This is a genomic window from Bacillus cereus group sp. BfR-BA-01347 (assembly GCF_022663835.1).
Taxonomy (GTDB): domain Bacteria; phylum Bacillota; class Bacilli; order Bacillales; family Bacillaceae_G; genus Bacillus_A; species Bacillus_A thuringiensis_K.
Window position 1 is genome coordinate 65792 of record NZ_JAKUGG010000024.1, and the last position, 20211, is coordinate 86002.

A 20211-nucleotide genomic window follows, 5' to 3' on the forward strand; every position below is an offset into this window, starting at 1 on the left:
CAACAAGCTGGACAACCTAGATTTCAAACTGTAAGATTAGATGTTGGTGAAATCGGGCAGCAAAGCATATATAGAAAATAGGTGTTAATTTTGAAAATCAATAAAAAATTCGAACCATTAATTTTTAATATCTTTATGATTTTAGGTATATCTAGTATTATCTCTTTCGTCATGGTTTCAATGAATGTTGGATATACAGCTTTATTTCTCAAATCATGGATGAAAACATGGGGAATTGCTTTCGTACTTGCATTTTTAGCTTCTAAATTACTACCCTTTGTAGTGAAAAGGATAATGAAAATATTCACTTTTGTTGAGAATGATGCTTAAAAATAAAGTGATGTACTGCGTAGGTTCATTCCAATTAAAAGAGTTTATTATCACAAAAACTTAACTTAGTAAAATGTTTCAAATCGAAGGAAGACACCTTAAAGGTTGTCTTTTCTTTATAAGTAAAAAAAGCCCGCCTATTTCCGTAGGCAGACTTTATCTTTATTACACAATACGAAAGTATACTCTCTTTTTCACTGAAATTTCATGTAATTATACATATTCATGAAAATAGAAGAAGTAAAATATACATTGTGGGCATGTTCCATACCCATCAGGCTCAGATTTTAACATGTGCAAAAATAAAAATCCCCTAAATAGCTATATAGAGATGAAGTTGTTATTACAACATATTTTCCACTTTCAACTTAGTTATCATTAGAATGCTTTTCTACAAAATCAAGGATCCTAGCATTAACTGCGTTAGAGAACTCACCATTGATTGCGTGAGATGCATTTTCTCTTAGACCTTCTAAATTAGGTACCCACATTGGAGTAGATGCACCACGTCCAGGGAGTAAGAGTATTGGTTCCTTATGTTTGTTTTCCTCTTTAGTAAAATAATAAGCACAAATTATGCCATATTTCTTTTCTATATCTTTCGTATCGTTAGGTTTTGGAAGAAGTGCCATTGATTCATCGTAGGCACTTTGAAAATCTTCCTTTCCTTTTTCAAATGTAAAGTGACCAATCTTATTATCATCCCTCTTCATTTACTTACTCTATTGCTTCAATTTGGGATCCTAATTGATGTATATCTTAAATCATTCGAATCTTACCTTTATATATAAAATAAGCTTCCCATTAAGCCTCCATGTGCTATGTTGTTTACAGTATTTTTATCTTTTGAAATACCTCGTATTAATGTTCCAGAATACTCATTATTAAAAATATAAGTTGCATAATTGATTTCAGTATCTAAATATGACACCTTATCATCTTCAACATACGGCATTAAAATTTTTGGGGATTCTACCCTTTCTTGAACAAGGTATTTTCTATTTGATTGAAAAATATTTGCTAGCTGTAATTCCCATGCATTTTGATTCATTCCTTTTCCTATAACAACACCATCTCCCCCATATCCTCTTAGGGGTTTAAGGACAAAGGTATCTTTTTTATTTATAAGCAAATTATGCAGTAAATAATCTTCACCTTCATAATTAACTAATTTATCTTTTTCAAGAAATCTAGACCAAGGAATACATCTATTTATAACTTGTTTTTCTTCCTCATTAAACATATATTGATATTCTAAATCGGATAAATAAGCAAAATTACCCTTATTGCTATATAAATCCGTATGAATACCATTGGTGATTATTAGATTATCTAAACGACATAATTCTAAAATTCTCTTAATCTCCCCTTTATCGCCTTTGATATCATCTAATAAAAAAAGTCGAAATAAAATATCAATTTTCTCGCCTTGAGTAAATAAGTTTCCTTCTCTAATTTCTATATTTTCTTGGTGACATATCACGGCTTTTAACCCTTCAGCTATAAATAATTGCTTCATTTCCTCATGAGCATATATATATTGCATCATGTCAGGGTACCAATCCATTATCCCAATTGTCACTTGTTTTTTATTTAATTTATTTTTATTTATTATATCTTTAAATACTTTTACTATTTCTTTGTTTGGATCTTTAAATTTCCAATTATCAGAATCAAAAAAACCCTCTTTTAATATCATGTTGTTCAAATTGCCAATTTCAGTACCACCAACACTACTTTCAACATTAAACTCTATAATTTTATAGCCACTGTTTTCTAAAATCATATCACTTCTTGCTAACATACCATCATTATTATGAAGTGTTGTTTCTATCAACTCTCTTTCTTCTACGCTGTACCCTAATTTATCAAATAATTGAGCGTTGTCTTCCTTGGACAAACGTTGATTAAGCGATACAATTAAATCCAAAATTGTTTTACAATCTACATTTATCTTTTCTAATTCCTCTTTCTTTTGGACAATTGGAACTGAAAAAATAGGTGTTTGTGTATTAAAATAAAAAAGTCTTTTTTCTATAATCTCTGAAAAAATTTTATTATGATATTTTATAGCATTTTCTTCGTTTTCCTTGAAATATGAAGTTAAATCTTCAGCTATTTTTATCATTTTAGTACCAACCTACCTTTTGCTAAGTTAATACTATATTCAATGATTTCCTTGCATATTTCTCTACCCTCTTCAACAGATAAAGGATACCATCCTGGACAATTGTTTACTTCAAACACATAAAATTGATTATTGTACTCAATAATATCTACTCCAGATAAGGATAGACCAATAGCATTAGAAGCTTTTAAAGCTATTTCTTTTAATAATGTATAATCTTTTACAACTTCAATATTTGCTCCCATTGCCACATTTGCTTTCCATGTTTTTTCATTAGGAATTCTTCTAAATGCATAAAATACTTCATTCCCCATTGTAGTAACTCGTATATCCCCATCAGGATGAGGAATATATTGTTGTACTAAAAGGTTTTTGTACTTTGATAATAAATTTTCTACAATAGGTAAATAACTCTCAAAATCTTCATTAATTCTTTCTACATCAGTCCCACCATAACCAAATGACGGCTTTATAACTATATTTTTATATGTCAGCCATAAATTTTTTATCTCCTCTACTGAATGAACTAGAAAAGTATCTGGAACATTCACACCACATTTAGTTAATAGTTTTTGGGTAATCATTTTACTTTCCGACATATAGTAATTATCGAAATTCTCATTTATACAATCTGTATACTCCTGAATGCTTTTCAATAATTCTAAATCCTGTTGATAGTATTCTGGCCTAATTTGCGCTCTTGATATAATAGTGTCAAATTCTTTTAAATCTACATTAAACACTGTTAATTTAAAATCATTATTTATTACAGTCATTTTGACATCCTGTAGACTAAATAATAAACTATCATAACCCAATTCCTTTGCTATTTCATCTAGTTGTTTTGATTCGTATTCTTCATGATCCCAACCCATAATTCCAATTTTCATTTGTTATCCCTCCTAATATTATTTTTTTAGCATTCCTATAATCTAAACTATTTTAATAAAATTGATGTGTTACCTCTGTAAAAGAATAAATCAATACAGACGAAGTAATTACTAATGATATAACCATTATTTTCAACAAAAAAATATTTTCACAATAATAACTTTCTATCAAACACTTACCTTTGATTATAATCTCTGAATAAAATCCTACTTGTTAAGGCTTTCGAATAGATGAAGTGCCTTATCTTCTATTTTTTTTGCATTTATATCCCCTTTACCCACAACCATATATTCAATAGTTTCAGTTCTTGCAAAATCCTCAGTTAAAATAATTACGCCCTCTTGATACTCCTTCGTTACCAATAAATTATCCTGCTGTAATAAATCCAATAATTTTGCAAGGCTTTTCCCAGCTTTAATTTTATTTCTGGTAAGGATTTTGTAATCTTTAGCGTAATTTTCCCCGTATAATTTTTGAGCTAAATAATGAATATGACTGCATCCACCATTTCTACCATTAATTTCACTAATCATTAGCTTCCCATCATCTGTTAATAATCCATCAATATTAATATTACCTTCATATCCACGTTCACGAGCAACATTTGCCAATGCAGTAGAACTTGAAATAAATTCTGCTAATGTATATGGGTCCATGTTTGAAGTAGGAATTTCAAAACCATTCCATACTGGTTCCATTCTCATATCTCCAAAATTTAACAACAAAGGTCGTAAATTTTGTCTTGAAACGGCAAGTTCTGAATAGTAAACTCCCACCGTTTCATAATATACTTCTATTACTAATGCTGTGTTGCGAAATCCTATTAGTTTGCTCCATAAATAAGAAACGGTCTCTTCTATAGGTATATTTGGATCGTAATAAATTGTTTCAAAGGCACCTTTAGATTCCTTTTTATCAATGTTTTTCGTTAAAACTATATTTCCATCTCCCCCTGCATTTACATCTTGCTTTACAATTACAGAACCTGTTTTTGTTATTAGGGCTAGAATGGCCTTTTGAAGCTCATTTTTAGAATAACAATTCATCCCTTCTGCTACAGGAATATTGTGGGAAGCTGCAATTCTTCTAAACTCTACTTTACTATTTAGTACTTCAGACCCACCTTGTAATAGAAATTCAACTGTATGTGGATAAACGTTTGTATTCATATGTTGTGCAAATTGTGCAACTGCACGGTCAAAATAATATGGTAAAATCCCTATGGAATCATTACTTCCTGCTAATCCCCTTACTTTTTCATATAATCTCTCATCTGTTAATATATCAAATGTTAGTAATTTTGTTTTCTCCTCCTCAGAATCAGGTGGAGATAATATACTAATCTTGTCCGGATTAATCCTTAGAAGTTTACACATATATTCTTGAAATTCTCTTGAAATAGAATAAGGAAGTAAAAGAATATCACCCTCTTCCACAAACCAACTTAATCTATTTGCGACTATAGACGCACTTGCTAACATGTATGGAGTGTGATTTTTTGTTTCACCCACTAAGGATTCCCCATCTACGTTACCAATAATAATTTTCCGACTAGCTTTTTTTTGATGTTCTAGATTATTATCTTTTTTCATTAATATTTCCACTTATTAAACCCCCGTTTCTTTTTCCATGTTTAAGGAAATGACATTTTGTTTCGTATTTAGCCTACTAATTAACCAACAAGTAAAACATGTAATGCCACAATAAATAATCCATGGATAAATAGAATTCATTTCCATAAGCCACATTCCAATATAATTTCCGATTAGGGTTCCTCCTGCAAAAGAAATTTCAAACAATCCAAAATACCCTCCAGTATTGTTTCCTTGACTATAGTCTGCAACTGCCATATCTGAACTTGGTAAGATTAATGTTTCTCCCAATGTAAATACAACTATAATTAATACTAGCCACACTAAGGATTGAGTTAGTGGGATTAATATAAAACTAGCAGCACAAATTAACATCCCTATTTTTATTAAGTTTAGTGCTTCATGTTTTTCAAAATATTTTCGTAAGAAAAACATGAATATTAGACCCGTTATTCCATTTGCAATAAATATAAAACTAATATACTTTTCACTTTGGGTAATATTAAACACATGTATCGGGATCGATATTGTTAATTGTGCAAACATCGCCCAAAATAACATCATTGCAGAAATATATTTTAAATATGCTTTATTACCTATAATTTCTTTTATACTTTTTAATACATTAGTAGTTGTAGTCTGTGTTATGAAATGTTTATTAAACATAAATAATGTAACAAAAATACAAACTAATACTAAACCACTAATTATAAATGGTGTAGTAGCATCTATTCCGAGTAATAGGGCAGCAAATAACGGACCTAAAACAGCACCTGCATTTAATGCTTGATTTAAATAGGTAAAAATTCTTTTTCTATTTTTTGAATCTTGTGTAGCAAAAATTGATGTAACAGAAGGATCATAAAAAGCCCCTCCTATCCCAGTTAATGCAGATGCAAATACAAGCCCCCAAAAATCTGTAAATAGTCCATAGCCAATAAACCCAAATGCTCTAATCGCTATGCCAATAAACAAGGTGAGTCGATGACTAATTCTATCCCCTAATAGACCTGTTACAATAGGAAGTGCTCTACCACAAATCAGATTCGCTGAAATAATAGTACCAACTTCTATTGGCGTGAATTTAAGATTAATTGATAGATAAACTACTAAAAAAGGACTCACCATGAAAGTACCAGCATTCATTAGGAATGCTGATACAATCAAAATTTTTATATGGAGAGGAAGTTTTTCTTTATGTTCCCTCATTTGACCAATTCTTTCTGTGCTAAATTCTTTAGGAATTTTTCCTTATCAATAATAAAACGAGTATGATATCCCTCTACTACCTTATCGTGAAAATCATAACCTACAACTTTAAAAATTAGCTTTTTTCCACTTACTTCTACAAGCTCACTTTCAATATTTATAGTATGCCCCATTGGAGTAGCAGCTAAATGTTTCATCTCATGCGCATATCCTACTGTCATTTGGTTTGTGCTTAATTCGCTTTGTTCAATTGTTTTCATGCAGCTTAATTCAGTCAGCCATAATAACACTGGCGTCGCTAATACCGGTACATCATTCCTCCAATTGGTAGCAAGTTCATTTTCTGATATCTCATGGGTAAACTTACTTTTTAAACCCGCAATTAATTCCATACAACTGCCTCCCGATTTTGATATATTTTTTGCATTTGATTAAACATATTAACTCTTTGAATATCACTAGTTCCCCCTGCTATTCTAGTTCCTGCAGAATCTTGGAATAGTTTAGATATTTGACCTACCATATACCCACTATGACCATGTATTTGCATTACATGTTGTGCTGTCTGGAAAAGAGACTCAGTTCCAATATATTTAGCCATTGAACACATTAAAGACGCCTCGTCATCATTTTTTATTAATTTTTCTAAAGCAGAATAAGTAATTAATTTTGTAGTTTCTATGTTCATTTTTATATCTGTTAGCTTCTGTTGTATATATTGATGATTTGCAATTGGAGTTTTAAACGCTACCCTGTCGTTAGAATATTCCAAACTTTTAAACATCAATCCTTCCATAAATGCAGCAGCAACCAGTCCATATAAAAGTCGATCCAAAGAAATCATATTATATAAAGTTTGTAAGCCATCCCCTGGGTGACCTAATATAGATTTATTCGTGATACTCACGTTATTTAAATAAATATCACCTGTTGGACTTGTCCGATTTCCGAACATATCTTCTTTTTCACCAAAACTTAACCCTTCCAGGTCTTTTTCTAGGATAAATAAAGTAATATCTTGTTTCCCCAATTCTGGAATTCTTCCAACTAGAACAACAATATCCGCGATTGGTGCATTTGTTATATGCGATTTTTTACCATTAAGAATAATTTGGTTTGCATCATATTCACCAGCTGTACGGATTCGTGCTACATCGGATCCACCTGTTGATTCTGTAATAGCAGTTGCACCAATCTTACCGTTCATCAACTCATTTAAATAATAATGTTTTTGTTCTTCTGTTCCATGTAAAAGAAGAACTCGTAAGCAACCAATATGAGCAATTATAGATAATAAAAACCCTAAATCTGTAGAGCGTGACGCTAACCCTTCAAGGGCTGCCGAAAATTCCCACCAAGACATTCCTAATCCTCCATACTCTTCTGGTACGGGAATTTTCCAGATTCCTTCTTTAGTAATTTGATTCCATGTTTCAAAATCAAACGATCTGTTCTGATAACATTCTGCTGCGTTTTCATTTAATGTTGTGCTAAACTGGGTATATTTTGTCTTCATTGCTTGCTGAACACTATTCCAATTAAATTCCATTAAAATTCCTCTTCTCTATTTATAATTTATTATTTTAAAATACAGAATATTAATTCCGTATCATACTATAATTCTTTTTTTATGCTAAATAAAACATTATGTTAATCATAATAATGTTCAGTACCTAAATGTAAATCTACTACTGCAGCAAGTGACTGTAGTTGCGGACTAGCTTCTGAACGGTGGACAATTCCACTATCGTAAAAAGTCTTGTAAAGTCCAGTTTGGAACGAAATGATGGGAATGTTCATATTCATACAGTTATAAATTTCTATATAGTAATTTATAACTGTATCGGACTCAATAACAACAATATATTCATTGTTTTTTTCAAATTCTATAATGGCATATTTGTTACCCCTTATCCGTACATACTCTTCTATACGTTCCCCAATTGAATAAACCATCTCCTGTAACATTTTTTCCCTCCAATGCTTTTAATTTTAGTGAAACCACACATTAATTACTTTAACTATTAAATTCCACAAAATTTTCCTCTTATACATGTGTACCTGGATAAATAATTCAATGAAATACAGGATAAGTGAATCATCTGTAGTCCCATTATGTACCGAGATTATTAGTAAGAATTTAATGTTTTTCTCTAAAATAATACAATGTATGATTTCAAATACATCATATAATTATTTCAAAATAACTTTTAAAAAACTAACTATCCACTATTATAGTTAAAAAAAGATATTGATAGCCTAGTTAATTAGGTTAACGACATCCCAATCACTATCTAGTTTTCAATTTAGCCTTTTGGGTTTGCTATATTAAAATTTTTACCACAAATGTAAATTTATTTAAACAAGTTTTTTTAGGATACTATCGTTTTTCAAAAATTTTCTGAATATAAAGAAAAATATTAGAATCCTATCATATATCATGTTCTGTATCTAAAAAACTACTTTAATTTTAGTATTAGCATAGAGGTATTATTAAGAAATTTTTAAAAATAAAGTTCTCAAATTAAAAAATTGTGTACATATCTCATAAATTTTTCTCAATATTAAAAACGAAGTGATTTCCATATAATGAAAAATGTATATTTACGAATATATATATTTCGAATTAAATAAAGTTTATTGACTAACAAGATAAAGATAAAAAAGAATGCCCATATATCTATCAATGGACATTCTTACAAATTAAATACTCATAATTGAATTTTATTTTTTTTACGGTGCCGCTGAACTTTTGCAATGGTGCCACATGATCTACCTTTAGGTTCAGATGCATACATTCCACACCAACGTTTACTTGCATTGCGAGAATTATCATAAAAAACCCAACGACAGTCTGGACAGGCTTTAAGCCGTTTCCACTGATTTTTTGCAATACTTTCGATGATAATTATCAATATCTCACTAAAAAAGTCTTGTTTATTTTTAGGATTATATTGAATATTTTCAGGATTAACAATAGATATTTCTATAGGGTACTGAGTTAACCATTTATTTAAACTATTAGTTGTATTTAACTCTATTGATATTCGTAAATCCTTACGAAATTGATGCAGTATCTCTAAATCTCTAGAAAAATGTATATCTCCAAAATACTTAAAAATAAAATCCTCTACATCTTTTTTGGTATTCAAACGATCAGTTGGTTTACGAGTATCATTGGGAATTTCCCAAGTATTTAAGAAATCACGAATGATCTCTAATCTTCCTGGAGCTATTTGATTATTAATCAATACCACTCACCTCATAATTTTTAGGATTGACTTTATTATACAACTGTTGATAACATAATAAAAGATAGTTGTTAACCGCTAAAATAAATAGATGGTTAATAAATGTCTTTCTATATTCCCAAGTGCTTGAAAGGTGGTGATTATTACCGTTGTAGTAGGTAATTATGTTCAGTGTAATAAAAAGAACGTTTTAGTGAAAAATGCGAACATAAAAAGCTGTCTATCAAGATTACTCTATATAAACAGTCCTACATATTATCATTTACTATAAATTTACTTTTTATTAAAAAAATCAAACCTGTTTTGTTTCGGTGTATTGTTTGCATTGATAACAATTTAATTTTATTAAACAATATTAAGGAGGTTCTACAATGGAAATCAGTTTCACTTCAAATACACAAAAAATACCTACTAATTTGAATAAATCACCAAAACTTATTATTGGTAACGTAGGGGCCGAATCTTTAGTTGGTGAGCCTGATAAATTAACTGAAAAGGCTGGATCAATGTGGTCATCATTTTCTTATCGCTTAGCTTGGTTACTTGAAAAGGGTGATATTTTACTAATACCTAGAGAAATCTCTAATGATTTTTTAACTTATATACTATCCATTAAAGGATTACAACTGGATGACATACATGTAATAGTACCTGAAAGTGTACATAAAAAAGATTTATTAACTTATGAGACTTTAAATAGCCCTAAATTAAAAGAAAAACTCTTAGGTCTAATGGGAGGAGCTGATTGGGAAGTTATACCTTATTTTTTTGACAGGTCTGTGGCTCAATTAGTAAAAAACTTACCAGTTAAAATTAAATCTCATACTTTGGATTATTTTCGACAAGGTGGATCAGAAGTTTTAAATAGTAAGATTGAATATCGTAGAATTGCGGGAGCATATAATATTCCTGTGCCAGAGGGAATAAATTGTTATACATCAAAAGAATTGAATCAGGCTATGAGAGAACTTATTGATATAACAGGGTCAATAATTGTAAAACAAGACACGAATGCAAGTGGTCAAGGCAACATTGTCATTACATATGATAAGAGAACTGAATCACCTGGTGCATACAAAACATTATGTATTAATCAAGAATCCGAATTAGAAGAAATATATTCAGGCATTTGGATGCAATTGATAGGTGAATTAAATACTAAATTAGTAGTTGAAGCTTATTACGAAACATTTTCAGTGTTCTATGCTGAACTAGAAGTTAAAGAAGGTGTCCTTAGACCTTATTTGTTGAATTTTGGAGATATGAGAATGGAGCCAGTATGGAATGGATTTGAAATACCAACCGTATCATTAAGACCATACGCTATAGGTGAATTTATTTCTAATTGTACAAAACTTACTGAAGTTGTTATGCAAAGAGGGTATATTGGATTGATAAATATTGACGGTATTTTAACTAGTGATGGAAAAATCATGATTTCCGAGATTAATGGACGTACAGGCGGCTCTACCCATGTACATGTCGTTGCTCATCATTTATACGGAGATAATTATGGAGATAATTACACAATTTTGACTCAAAATAAAGTTAGTATAGGTAACAAAACATTTGGTGAATTGTTGAAAGAACTTGAAGTAAATAGCTTATTAGCTTCAAAGAATAAAGAGGGTGTCGTTCTTTTAAATGATGAAAATCAAAGCAAATCTATCGAATATATGATTATAGGTGAGACAAGAGAAAAAGCTTATGATTTAGAAAAATCTTTCAGGGCATTTTTAAGTGAATTTATTATTTAATATCTATAGAGGAGCGTATTTCAATGAGTACATTCAGCCTTTCAAAATCATCCGTCTTAAAACCGAATATTTCCAAATCATATCCTATTGTAAAGTATGGAAAAGGAGTTTACATATATGATCAAGAGAATAAGAAATATTTAGATGGCTGCTCTGGAGCGATAGTGGCTAATATTGGTCATGGTGTAAAAGAAATTGCAGAAATTGCATACAATCAGCTCTCAAAAATTGCGTTTACATATAGAACACAATTTACTAATTCGCCTTTAGAAGAGCTAGGTAATAAAATTACGCAACTCTCCCCCAATCTCAATCATATCTTTTTTTCTAATAGTGGATCAGAAGCAACTGAAACGGCATTACGTTTAGCTATTCAATATTGGCAAGAACTTGGAAAAGCAAAAAAAAACATAATATTATCAAGAAAGATTAGTTATCATGGAGTAACTTTAGGTGCCCTTTCGATGTCGGGGAGTGATCGTAGAATAAAATTTGAAGATATTCTAACTTATAAACCAGCTATTCCAACACCATACTGTTATAGATGCCCTTTCTCTAAGGATCCTGAAACTTGTAATTTAGAATGTGCAACCGCTATAGAGTCTGTAATTAAAGAAATGGGAAGCGAGAATATTGCTGGGATTATCATGGAACCTGTTGTAGGAGCATCAGGTGGAGCGATTACACCATCTGAGAGCTACTTTAAGATAGTTAAAAAAATATGTGATAAGTACGATATTCTGCTAATATGTGACGAAGTGATGACGGGTTTAGGTCGAACTGGAGAGTGGTTTGGAATCAACAACTGGAATGTTGAGCCAGATATTATTGCTCTTGGTAAAGGGATGAGTGCAGGCTATACCCCAATTTCAGGTGTTTTGTTTAATCAAAAAATTTATGATGCAATACATGCTGGTTCTGGAATAGCAGTATATGGGCACACATACAGTGGAAACCCAGGTTCTGCTGCCATTTCATTAGGGGTATTAAACTATATTGAGTCTAACGATCTTATAACAAATGTTCGTAAAAACGAAGCAATTATAAGAAAAAACCTAAATGAATTAAAGAATAGATTTGAATTTATTGGCGATGTAAGAGGCATAGGTTTACTTTGGGGGGTAGAATTAGTCTCCAATAAAGAAAAACGAAGTCCTTTCCCACGGAATCTTAATATTGCAGATATTATTGTAGATATTGCTTTAGAAAAAGGACTATTAATATATCCTGTTAAAAATATGATTAACTATTCAGAGGGTGATGCTTTCTTAATAGCTCCCCCATTTACTATCACAGAAAATGAATTAGAGGAATTATTTAATATATTGACAGATTCATTATTAAGTTTAGAGCAGCACATATTAAAGGTAGAGAAAAAATAATAGAAATAAATCTGAGCGACATTGAAATTAAATACATTTAAAAATTCCATATTTAACCTACTATTTTATACGTGTTCCAGTTCCATGTGGATTGAGACAAAGATGGTGGTAAATCTAATACACAAAAAAATTAACTCTCTAAATAGGAGGAATTAGATTATGAACTTTCAAGTTGATTCTTTAGGAAAATATGAATATGTAGTTCAAGAAAAGGACTTAGCAAACAACTGGGAAAATGACGTAGAAGTATTAGCAACCCCCATTTTACTCTGGTTAGCAGAAGTATCTTGTATGGATGCTATTAAAAACCAAATTGAAGAAAATTATATGTCTTTAGGGCTAGGTCATTATGAAATGAAGCATTTGGCCCCATCTCTTTATAATGAGAAAGTAACAATTCATTCAAAATTAATTAAAGTTGATAAAAATAAATTGCTTTTTGAAGTTGAGGCATTCGATGAAAGTAATAAAATATTAAGTGGTTTTCATGAAAGAGCTGTAGTAAAAAAAGAAAAATTCTCAAAAAAATTAGAAGAAAAAAGAGAGGCAATCAAAGTCAATGGTTAGCGAAAAAATTCCTGTTCCCATCAAGATTTTGCTTACAGCTGTTTTATTTATGAATACAGGAAGTTTTATGATAATGCCTTTTTTAGCAATACATTTAACTAATGATCTCCACTTCTCTTCTTGGGAAGTGGGGACCATTTTAACTACAATTCTTATTTCACAAAGAGGGTTGCCAATATTCACTGGTTTTATAGGTGACCGAGTAAGCCATACAATAAATATTCTTCTAGGAGTTGTAATAAGAGCGGTAGGATTTGGATTATTTGTTTTTGCTAGTGATTTTTGGTCAGTAAGTATCGCCTCATTTTTTATTGGTTTTGGAGGAGCATTATTTGATCCATCTATTACTGCTTTCTTTACTACTCAAAAAGAGGCGCTACGAAAGAAAATATTTACTTATTTTAACCAAATGCTTAATGCAGGCGTAATTGTGGGGCCTTTAGTTGGGGCCTTATTAGTTCAATTTGATCCAGTATATCCATTTACGATTGCAAGTATCGCTATGCTACTTTTAGCATTTGTTCTTTTTGTATATCGTAATAAGTATCCTAAGACGTTTAAAGATACTAAAAAAATATTGGCAAGCTTAAAGGATACAGCTTCAAATAAGTTATTTTTACTATTTATGTGTATTATGCCTTTATTTTGGATTATGTTTGTTCAATTAAATATTTCTTTTCCAGTCAAAGCATACAATTTAACTGACAATAAACAATTAGTAAGTTCTATTTTTATTTTAAATGGTGTTTCCGGATTATTATTAATGTTCTTATTAAGAAAAATATTTATTAGTAAGCATCCCTTGATTATGGTAAAACTAGGCGTTTTGATTATGGGACTCTCAATTGGTGCTATTCCACTAATTTCATCAATTTATTGGATGTTATTTTGTATATTTCTTTATACTCTTGGAGAAACACTTGCCCTTCCAGGTGCTGAAATGACTGTTGCCCAGTTTAGTAACAATAAACCTGCAGGCTTATTTTTCGGTATTTTCCAAGCCTTTTGGGCCTTTGGAGGCACTATTGGTAACTATCTTGGAGCTTGGTTAAATAAATTTAATCACATATCGGTCTACTGGTTAATATTTTTAGCGATTGGAATTCTAGCTTCTCTATTGTTCCATATAGTTCATCAAAAGATGGAACAACCTATTTCTTCTTCTAAAAAACATAATATGAGTATTTAAATATATTTAATCAAAGGAAATCAGTGCTTCAAAACCTTGAAGTACTGTGTTTTTAGAATAACAGATCATTCAGTACCCTTACCACTTTTAGTTTACTATAAAATAAGTATGTATATCAAAATGATTTAATAATCCATACAATTAACAAGAATGACGTAGATACAATAGACATAAGATTCAAATTTTATAAGTAAGTTACCTAAACGATAGACTTTCAATAAAAACTATCTTTTTAAAAATACAGCTCATAATAAGTTATTTTTTCCTTTGTTATAATAAACAAAATTCGTTAATTGCATCAATTCATTCACCATTTATTCAACAACTGTCTGGTAAAAAAAGAAAAGGTATAATGTCAGCTATATCCTTTGGTTCCCTCAACCTATTATCGGTCGATAAACCTTCAGTATGTTTCTGACTGGCTTTATTTTCAAATATCTCAGTATTCAATTCTATATTAATTACACATTGAATTATTCTCTTTATATATTTTACGTATCTGTTCCCTTTGAACCCTACTATTATAGGGTTCCTTTTTTTATAATCATATATTTATTAATTAACTTATCAATTTCCTGACTTAAATGGAGGACTTTCGTATGACTAAAGCAAAGTTTATTTACCAGTTCTACTAATTCTAATTTTCTATTAGATCATTTAACTTCGCTGTCATAAAGTCGTTAGAAAAATCTTTCAATGCATTCTTCATTACATTTAATTCTTCTTGTGATTTAATTTCAATACTGTTTAAGAAATCAAATACTTTTGATTGTTCCTCCGCAACAAAGTTTTGTGTCATATAATCATCTTGGAAGTCTTTCTTCGCCTTTTCTTTTACTTTATTCATTGCCTCTGTTTTGTTTATGCTTTTCATTGGATTTTCGAATGCTCCAGTAGGTTGTTCCGGTTTTGGCTCTTCTTTCTTTTCCGGCTGCTGCGCTACTTGTTGCTCTTTTTTCGCTAACTCATCTTTTAACTTCTTCACTTGCTCATCAAGAGATTTTTTTTCAGTTTCTAACACACTCATATCACCTTTCAACTTTTGCGTTTCTTCAAAATGTTCATCTACTAATTTATTATATTCTTTCTCAGAGTACATTTTTTCACTGGTTGATGTCGTTTTCTCTTTCGTAACAACTACATTAATAATTACAAATAAGGCTACAATTCCTATTAACGCAGCGAAAATCTTATTTTTATTCATGATTAATCCTCCAAAATGTAAAATTTCAAAAATTATCATAACAGACCAAATCCCTTTCACTTGGCACATTCTGTCGAATTAATACAATAAAAAAAGCATCTAAAACAGATGCTTTTTTTCATTCTTAATACGTAAACGTAATCGTCACTAAAGAATATCCTTCTTTCGCATTGTAAGGCTCCGCTTTATAAGAAACTCGATTTGCCCCTTGCGGATAACCGATTTCCCCAATTGCCTTTTTCACATCTTGCAGTGCACCGTTCATTGATTGCTTATAAAGTACTTCTATCTTTTCTGGCTTTGTACTATAGCGCTGCTGCATTTTATTTTTTAATTCAGTATAGTTATTTGCGATATATTCATTTCCTAAATAATTTAACTTTGTATCTTTTAATATTTGCTGATATGCAGGCGTTTTCGTACTATCTGCCGCAATTTTATTTGTCAGTGTACTATAATAATTTGTTGTAGCTTGCGGGTAGTCTCCGCGGTTCCACTCATGATTTTTTGCGATTTGTTCATCTGATAAATTGAAATACGAATACGTTACGCGGCCCTGCTCATCTGGAACCGGATCATCGAATGTTGTATCAAGATGATACCATTTGTTTTCGATTTTCACTAAATTCCAAGCATGGGGTTGTCCGTCCCCAGTTCCTGTCACGAAATGATTTTCAATTCCTGCTTCTTTTAATAATTGATAGGTTAATAGTGCGTAACCTTGGCAAACTGCAGAACGATTTACAAGTGCTTCATATGCTGTATAAGCTTTATAAGACGTATCATAAGAAACATGTTTTACTACATAATCATGAATCGCCTTCACTTTTTCGTGATCATCCATTCCAACTTGAGTAATAGAAGAAACGATTGCTTTCGCTTGTTTCATGACATATTCCGTCTGTTCTTTCGTTTCACGATATGTAATCTTAAGCGTAAACGTATAATTTCCAGGTGATCCAGAAAGTCCATATGAAACATTCGATCTATTATTATTTGTATACTCATTTTTACTTGCAACTTCTTTATATGCGTTAAAGAGTGTATTCATCACTTCTTCTGTATTATTATTTTTCGTTTTATATGCAAGTGTAATATTCGTTTCATACATATTAATACGCTTTTGTACTTCCTCTTTAAACCCTGTTAATAATGCCGCATCTCCTGTATCTTTCACATTAGCATTTTTATATTTTAAAGTTTTATATAAAAATTGCGCATACTGTTCACGTGTTACTGTACCATACGGTTCAAAATTTCCGTCTCCTGTGCCATCTGCGATTCCATTTGACTGCACTGCACTAATTGCGTTTTCTGCCCAAAACGGATTTGGAACATCTTTAAAGGTATGTTTTTGTTTTGCCGCAAGATGGAAAGCATTTGTAAGAATTTGTGCCATTTCCGCACGACTCACAGAAGCTTTCGGTCTAAATTGGCCATTTTCATCACCTTTAAAAACTCCTAAATTTGTTAAAGTTAATACCTCTTCTGGGAACATTGTAGAACTTTGATTAATATCACCGTAAGGATTTTTAAACGTAGACCCATCCTTTAATACGAAACGAGTTCCATCATTACTAAACGAACCGCCTTGTTTATTCGGTACTAACACTCGATAAATTAAAGCCGCAACTTGCTCCCTTGTCGCAACATCTCCAAAACCAAATATCCCATTTCCATAACCGGAAATAATATTCTTACTCGCTAAATCTTTAATTGCAGGATATGACCAATGTGATGTCGGCACATCAGAAAAAACACCCACTTCAGCAGCTTTCACATCACTGCCATTTGTATATAACAACGCACCACCAATAAGTGATAATGATGTAATTGATTTTAATAATTTTGTATACATAATGTCTTCTCCCAATACGTTCTCTATTTTTGTTGGTTTATGTCGAAAAATCTAAAAATATGACAAAATATATTATACAATTAAAAGTTTTTGAGGGATATATTGAATTTTAAAATATGCAAAAATTCATATTAATATATTTTTCCGTATTAATATTATGTTGTTTCGCTTGTGAATATATATAAGTAGTCAAGTCAACACAAATAATAAAAAGACAGCTATCCATAGATAACTGTCTTTTTATTGAATCCAATTTAATTATTTTGAAAATCTAGCATACCCCAAGAAGTGCTTTTGAGTGTATGAACTATTTATCTTACTTTTAATTACACCTGTTGTTTCGTCAGCAGCATGAATATATTCACCATTCCCTAAATATATTCCTAAATGAGAAGGACCCGCTTTATATGTATTCTGTAAGAATACTAAATCTCCTGGTTGAGGATCACTTATTTTTGTAACCATTCCCCAATATCCAGCTACGCTTGTTCTTCCAATATTGTATCCATTATTTTTAAATACATAATAAATAAAACCGCTACAATCAAATGAATTAGGTCCACTATTTCCAAATACATATGGTTTTCCTAATTGTTTTAAAGCAAGATCAACCACTCCAGAATTACCAGAATCTGTTTGGTTAAGATTTATCCACTTGTTGCCTTCCCATGTTTTAATCTTCAACCATCCACTAGTTGTCCCATCTATTATTCTAAAATTCTGCGGACTATATAATGCTCCAGCGTTTGCTTTTCCTGAACTAAATGAAGGTTCATTATATGCATAGAATGATTTATTTATAAATCTTTCTTCTCCATCTGGATTCAGCCATTTCTCGCCTTCCCATGTTTTAACCTTTAACCATCCATTAGGTGTCCCATCCACAACTCTAAAATTCTGCGGATTATATAATGCTCCAGCATTTGCTTTTGCTGCATTAAATGAAGCTTCGTTATACGCATAGAATGATTTGTTTATGAATCTTTCTTCTCCATCTGGATTGATCCACTTATAACCTTCATAAGTACTTACTTTCATCCAGCCATTTTCTTTTTTTTCTACCACTCCCCAATTTTGTGGGTTAAATGGTGCTCCATAATTTGCTTTCTTTGCATTAAATGAAGGCTCATTATATGCATAAATCGTTTTGTTGACGGTAATTTGTTCAGCCGCAGGATTCATCCACTTGTCGCCTTCCCACGTCTTAAATTTAAGCCAACCATCTGTTGTTCCATCTACTATTCTAAATGTTTGTCGTCCGTACTTCGCTCCAGCATTCGCAACCTTTGATGAGAGAGAAGGTTCATCATATGCATAGAAATCTCCCATGACACGTTCTTCCCCATTTAAGTTAATCCAAACTGGACCTTCCCATGTTTCAATCTTCCACCAGCCATTATCTCTTTTTTCCACGACTCCTACATTTTGAGCACCATACTCTGACCCACCATTTGTTTTAGCTGAATTAAAAGATGGCTCCTTATACCCATAGAATGATTGATTCACATATTCTGAACTACTAGCAGCGTGAGTTACTATACTAAATGTAGAAATAGATAGAATTAAAAACAATAAAATTCCTATACTTTTCTTAAACATAAAAATATCCTCCCTTTTATTTTCTCTAATATATAATTTTCAAAGCTAAGAATAGATATATCCTATTTCATTATTTTAATCTTCACTTTTTTACGTCCCCATTCAAGTGCTTGCTTTTCTGTAGGAAACAGAACGTCAATTCTATTCCCTTTAATAGCTCCACCTGTATCTCCAGCAATTGCTTCACCATATCCTTCAACCCAAACTTTCGTTCCTAGTTTAATAACTTTAGGATCAACTGCAATTAACTTGATGTTAGGATTTTTTCCTATGTCTATTCCAGCTGCCGTAATTCTTTCATGTGGTGGACTACCTTCTACGCTATATGCAGTAGCTTCCACGTAGAATTCTAAGCCTGTATCTTCCGCATTTAAATTAATCCACTTGTCGCCTTCCCATGTTTTAATCTTTAACCATCCACTAGTTGTCCCATCTATTATTCTAAAATTCTGCGGACTATATAATGCTCCAGCGTTTGCTTTTGCTGAACTAAATGAAGGTTCATTATATGCATAGAATGATTTATTTATAAATCTTTCTTCTCCATCTGGATTCAGCCATTTCTCGCCTTCCCATGTTTTAACCTTTAACCATCCATTAGGTGTCCCATCCACAACTCTAAAATTCTGCGGATTATATAATGCTCCAGCATTTGCTTTTGCTGCATTAAATGAAGCTTCGTTATACGCATAGAATGATTTGTTTATGAATCTTTCTTCTCCATCTGGATTGATCCACTTATAACCTTCATAAGTACTTACTTTCATCCAGCCATTTTCTTTTTTTTCTACTACTCCCCAATTTTGTGGGTTAAATGGTGCTCCATAATTTGCTTTCTTTGCATTAAATGAAGGCTCATTATATGCATAAATCGTTTTGTTGACGGTAATTTGTTCAGCCGCAGGATTCATCCACTTATCGCCTTCCCACGTCTTAAATTTAAGCCAACCATCTGTTGTTCCATCTACTATTCTAAATGTTTGTCGTCCGTACTTCGCTCCAGCATTCGCAACCTTTGATGAGAGAGAAGGTTCATCATATGCATAGAAATCTCCCATGACACGTTCTTCCCCATTTAAGTTAATCCAAACTGGACCTTCCCATGTTTCAATCTTCCACCAGCCATTATCTCTTTTTTCCACTACTCCTACATTTTGAGCACCATACTCTGACCCACCATTTGTTTTAGCTGAATTAAAAGATGGCTCCTTATACCCATAGAATGATTGATTCACATATTCTGAACTACTAGCA

The 20211-nt window shown here is 31.4% G+C and carries 18 protein-coding genes and 1 pseudogene; 5 read left to right on the top strand and 14 right to left on the bottom strand.

The window, feature by feature from the left end; translation table 11 throughout:
• The first annotated feature begins 90 nt into the window (after positions 1–90).
• Complete coding sequence (locus MR143_RS26400; protein ID WP_000700225.1) at positions 91–330, top strand: DUF2798 domain-containing protein; 240 nt, start codon at positions 91–93, stop codon at positions 328–330.
• 458 nt (positions 331–788) lie between these two features.
• Here MR143_RS26400 and MR143_RS26405 read toward each other — a convergent pair.
• The 9 genes and pseudogenes from MR143_RS26405 to MR143_RS26445 all read right to left on the bottom strand — a co-directional run.
• Positions 789–1043 (bottom strand): annotated as a pseudogene (locus MR143_RS26405) (carboxylesterase); the annotation flags it as partial.
• 68 nt (positions 1044–1111) lie between these two features.
• Complete coding sequence (locus MR143_RS26410; RefSeq protein WP_000589954.1) at positions 1112–2458, bottom strand: hypothetical protein; 1347 nt, start codon at positions 2456–2458, stop codon at positions 1112–1114.
• Entirely contained in the window at positions 2455–3348 is an 894-nt protein-coding gene (locus MR143_RS26415; protein ID WP_000689988.1) for an ATP-grasp domain-containing protein, read from the bottom strand. The genes MR143_RS26410 and MR143_RS26415 overlap by 4 nt, the downstream gene beginning before the upstream one ends.
• A gap of 207 nt (positions 3349–3555) precedes the next feature.
• Complete coding sequence (locus MR143_RS26420) at positions 3556–4953, bottom strand: preATP grasp domain-containing protein (protein ID WP_000404416.1); 1398 nt, start codon at positions 4951–4953, stop codon at positions 3556–3558.
• Between the two features lie 3 nt (positions 4954–4956).
• A complete protein-coding gene (locus MR143_RS26425) occupies positions 4957–6150 on the bottom strand; it encodes an MDR family MFS transporter (protein WP_001206702.1) in 1194 nt (397 codons plus the stop codon).
• Positions 6147–6542 carry a thioesterase family protein gene (locus MR143_RS26430; RefSeq protein WP_000419007.1) on the bottom strand — a complete coding sequence of 132 codons (396 nt, stop codon included), beginning with the start codon at positions 6540–6542 and terminating at the stop codon, positions 6147–6149. The genes MR143_RS26425 and MR143_RS26430 overlap by 4 nt, the downstream gene beginning before the upstream one ends.
• Positions 6533–7699, bottom strand: coding sequence for an acyl-CoA dehydrogenase family protein (locus MR143_RS26435; RefSeq protein WP_000395615.1), 1167 nt, complete (start codon positions 7697–7699; stop codon positions 6533–6535). The genes MR143_RS26430 and MR143_RS26435 overlap by 10 nt, the downstream gene beginning before the upstream one ends.
• Positions 7700–7800: 101 nt before the next feature.
• Complete coding sequence (locus MR143_RS26440) at positions 7801–8118, bottom strand: hypothetical protein (protein WP_000938787.1); 318 nt, start codon at positions 8116–8118, stop codon at positions 7801–7803.
• 743 nt (positions 8119–8861) lie between these two features.
• Positions 8862–9401 (bottom strand): CGNR zinc finger domain-containing protein, encoded by a 540-nt coding sequence (locus MR143_RS26445; RefSeq protein WP_000609507.1) that lies wholly within the window; start codon positions 9399–9401, stop codon positions 8862–8864.
• A gap of 371 nt (positions 9402–9772) precedes the next feature.
• Between MR143_RS26445 and MR143_RS26450 the strand changes: the two genes are divergently transcribed.
• From MR143_RS26450 to MR143_RS26465, 4 genes are all read left to right on the top strand, one after another.
• Complete coding sequence (locus tag MR143_RS26450) at positions 9773–11158, top strand: preATP grasp domain-containing protein (protein WP_000406132.1); 1386 nt, start codon at positions 9773–9775, stop codon at positions 11156–11158.
• A 23-nt stretch (positions 11159–11181) separates the two neighbouring features.
• On the top strand, positions 11182–12540 hold the full coding sequence (locus MR143_RS26455) for an aspartate aminotransferase family protein (RefSeq protein WP_000102998.1): 1359 nt from the start codon (positions 11182–11184) through the stop codon (positions 12538–12540).
• 159 nt (positions 12541–12699) lie between these two features.
• Positions 12700–13107: a thioesterase family protein gene (locus MR143_RS26460; RefSeq protein WP_242281080.1), complete on the top strand. Its 408-nt coding sequence runs from the start codon at positions 12700–12702 to the stop codon at positions 13105–13107.
• On the top strand, positions 13100–14296 hold the full coding sequence (locus tag MR143_RS26465; RefSeq protein WP_000253212.1) for an MDR family MFS transporter: 1197 nt from the start codon (positions 13100–13102) through the stop codon (positions 14294–14296). Before MR143_RS26460 ends, MR143_RS26465 begins: the two co-directional genes overlap by 8 nt.
• A gap of 521 nt (positions 14297–14817) precedes the next feature.
• Here the strand turns inward: MR143_RS26465 and MR143_RS26470 are convergent.
• The 5 genes from MR143_RS26470 to MR143_RS26490 all read right to left on the bottom strand — a co-directional run.
• Entirely contained in the window at positions 14818–14922 is a 105-nt protein-coding gene (locus MR143_RS26470) for an aspartyl-phosphate phosphatase Spo0E family protein (RefSeq protein WP_074594354.1), read from the bottom strand.
• Positions 14923–14933: 11 nt separating this feature from the next.
• Positions 14934–15500 (bottom strand): hypothetical protein, encoded by a 567-nt coding sequence (locus MR143_RS26475; protein WP_001038911.1) that lies wholly within the window; start codon positions 15498–15500, stop codon positions 14934–14936.
• A 124-nt stretch (positions 15501–15624) separates the two neighbouring features.
• Entirely contained in the window at positions 15625–17358 is a 1734-nt protein-coding gene (locus MR143_RS26480; protein WP_242281081.1) for an S-layer homology domain-containing protein, read from the bottom strand.
• A 258-nt stretch (positions 17359–17616) separates the two neighbouring features.
• On the bottom strand, positions 17617–18957 hold the full coding sequence (locus MR143_RS26485) for a C40 family peptidase (protein WP_199717874.1): 1341 nt from the start codon (positions 18955–18957) through the stop codon (positions 17617–17619).
• Between the two features lie 62 nt (positions 18958–19019).
• Positions 19020–20211, bottom strand: a 1192-nt coding sequence (locus tag MR143_RS26490) for a 3D domain-containing protein (protein WP_242281082.1), incomplete at its 5' end; no start/stop codon positions are given.

Bases quoted from the DNA above. Each gene is read 5' to 3' on its own strand.
- MR143_RS26410 (WP_000589954.1), bottom strand. From the start codon at position 2,458: ATGATAAAAATAGCTGAAGATTTAACTTCATATTTCAAGGAAAACGAA.
- MR143_RS26415 (WP_000689988.1), bottom strand. From the start codon at position 3,348: ATGAAAATTGGAATTATGGGTTGGGATCATGAAGAATACGAATCAAAA.
- MR143_RS26425 (WP_001206702.1), bottom strand. From the start codon at position 6,150: ATGAGGGAACATAAAGAAAAACTTCCTCTCCATATAAAAATTTTGATT.
- MR143_RS26430 (WP_000419007.1), bottom strand. From the start codon at position 6,542: ATGGAATTAATTGCGGGTTTAAAAAGTAAGTTTACCCATGAGATATCA.
- MR143_RS26435 (WP_000395615.1), bottom strand. From the start codon at position 7,699: ATGGAATTTAATTGGAATAGTGTTCAGCAAGCAATGAAGACAAAATAT.
- MR143_RS26440 (WP_000938787.1), bottom strand. From the start codon at position 8,118: ATGTTACAGGAGATGGTTTATTCAATTGGGGAACGTATAGAAGAGTAT.
- MR143_RS26450 (WP_000406132.1), top strand. From the start codon at position 9,773: ATGGAAATCAGTTTCACTTCAAATACACAAAAAATACCTACTAATTTG.
- MR143_RS26455 (WP_000102998.1), top strand. From the start codon at position 11,182: ATGAGTACATTCAGCCTTTCAAAATCATCCGTCTTAAAACCGAATATT.
- MR143_RS26460 (WP_242281080.1), top strand. From the start codon at position 12,700: ATGAACTTTCAAGTTGATTCTTTAGGAAAATATGAATATGTAGTTCAA.
- MR143_RS26465 (WP_000253212.1), top strand. From the start codon at position 13,100: ATGGTTAGCGAAAAAATTCCTGTTCCCATCAAGATTTTGCTTACAGCT.
- MR143_RS26475 (WP_001038911.1), bottom strand. From the start codon at position 15,500: ATGAATAAAAATAAGATTTTCGCTGCGTTAATAGGAATTGTAGCCTTA.
- MR143_RS26480 (WP_242281081.1), bottom strand. From the start codon at position 17,358: ATGTATACAAAATTATTAAAATCAATTACATCATTATCACTTATTGGT.
- MR143_RS26485 (WP_199717874.1), bottom strand. From the start codon at position 18,957: ATGTTTAAGAAAAGTATAGGAATTTTATTGTTTTTAATTCTATCTATT.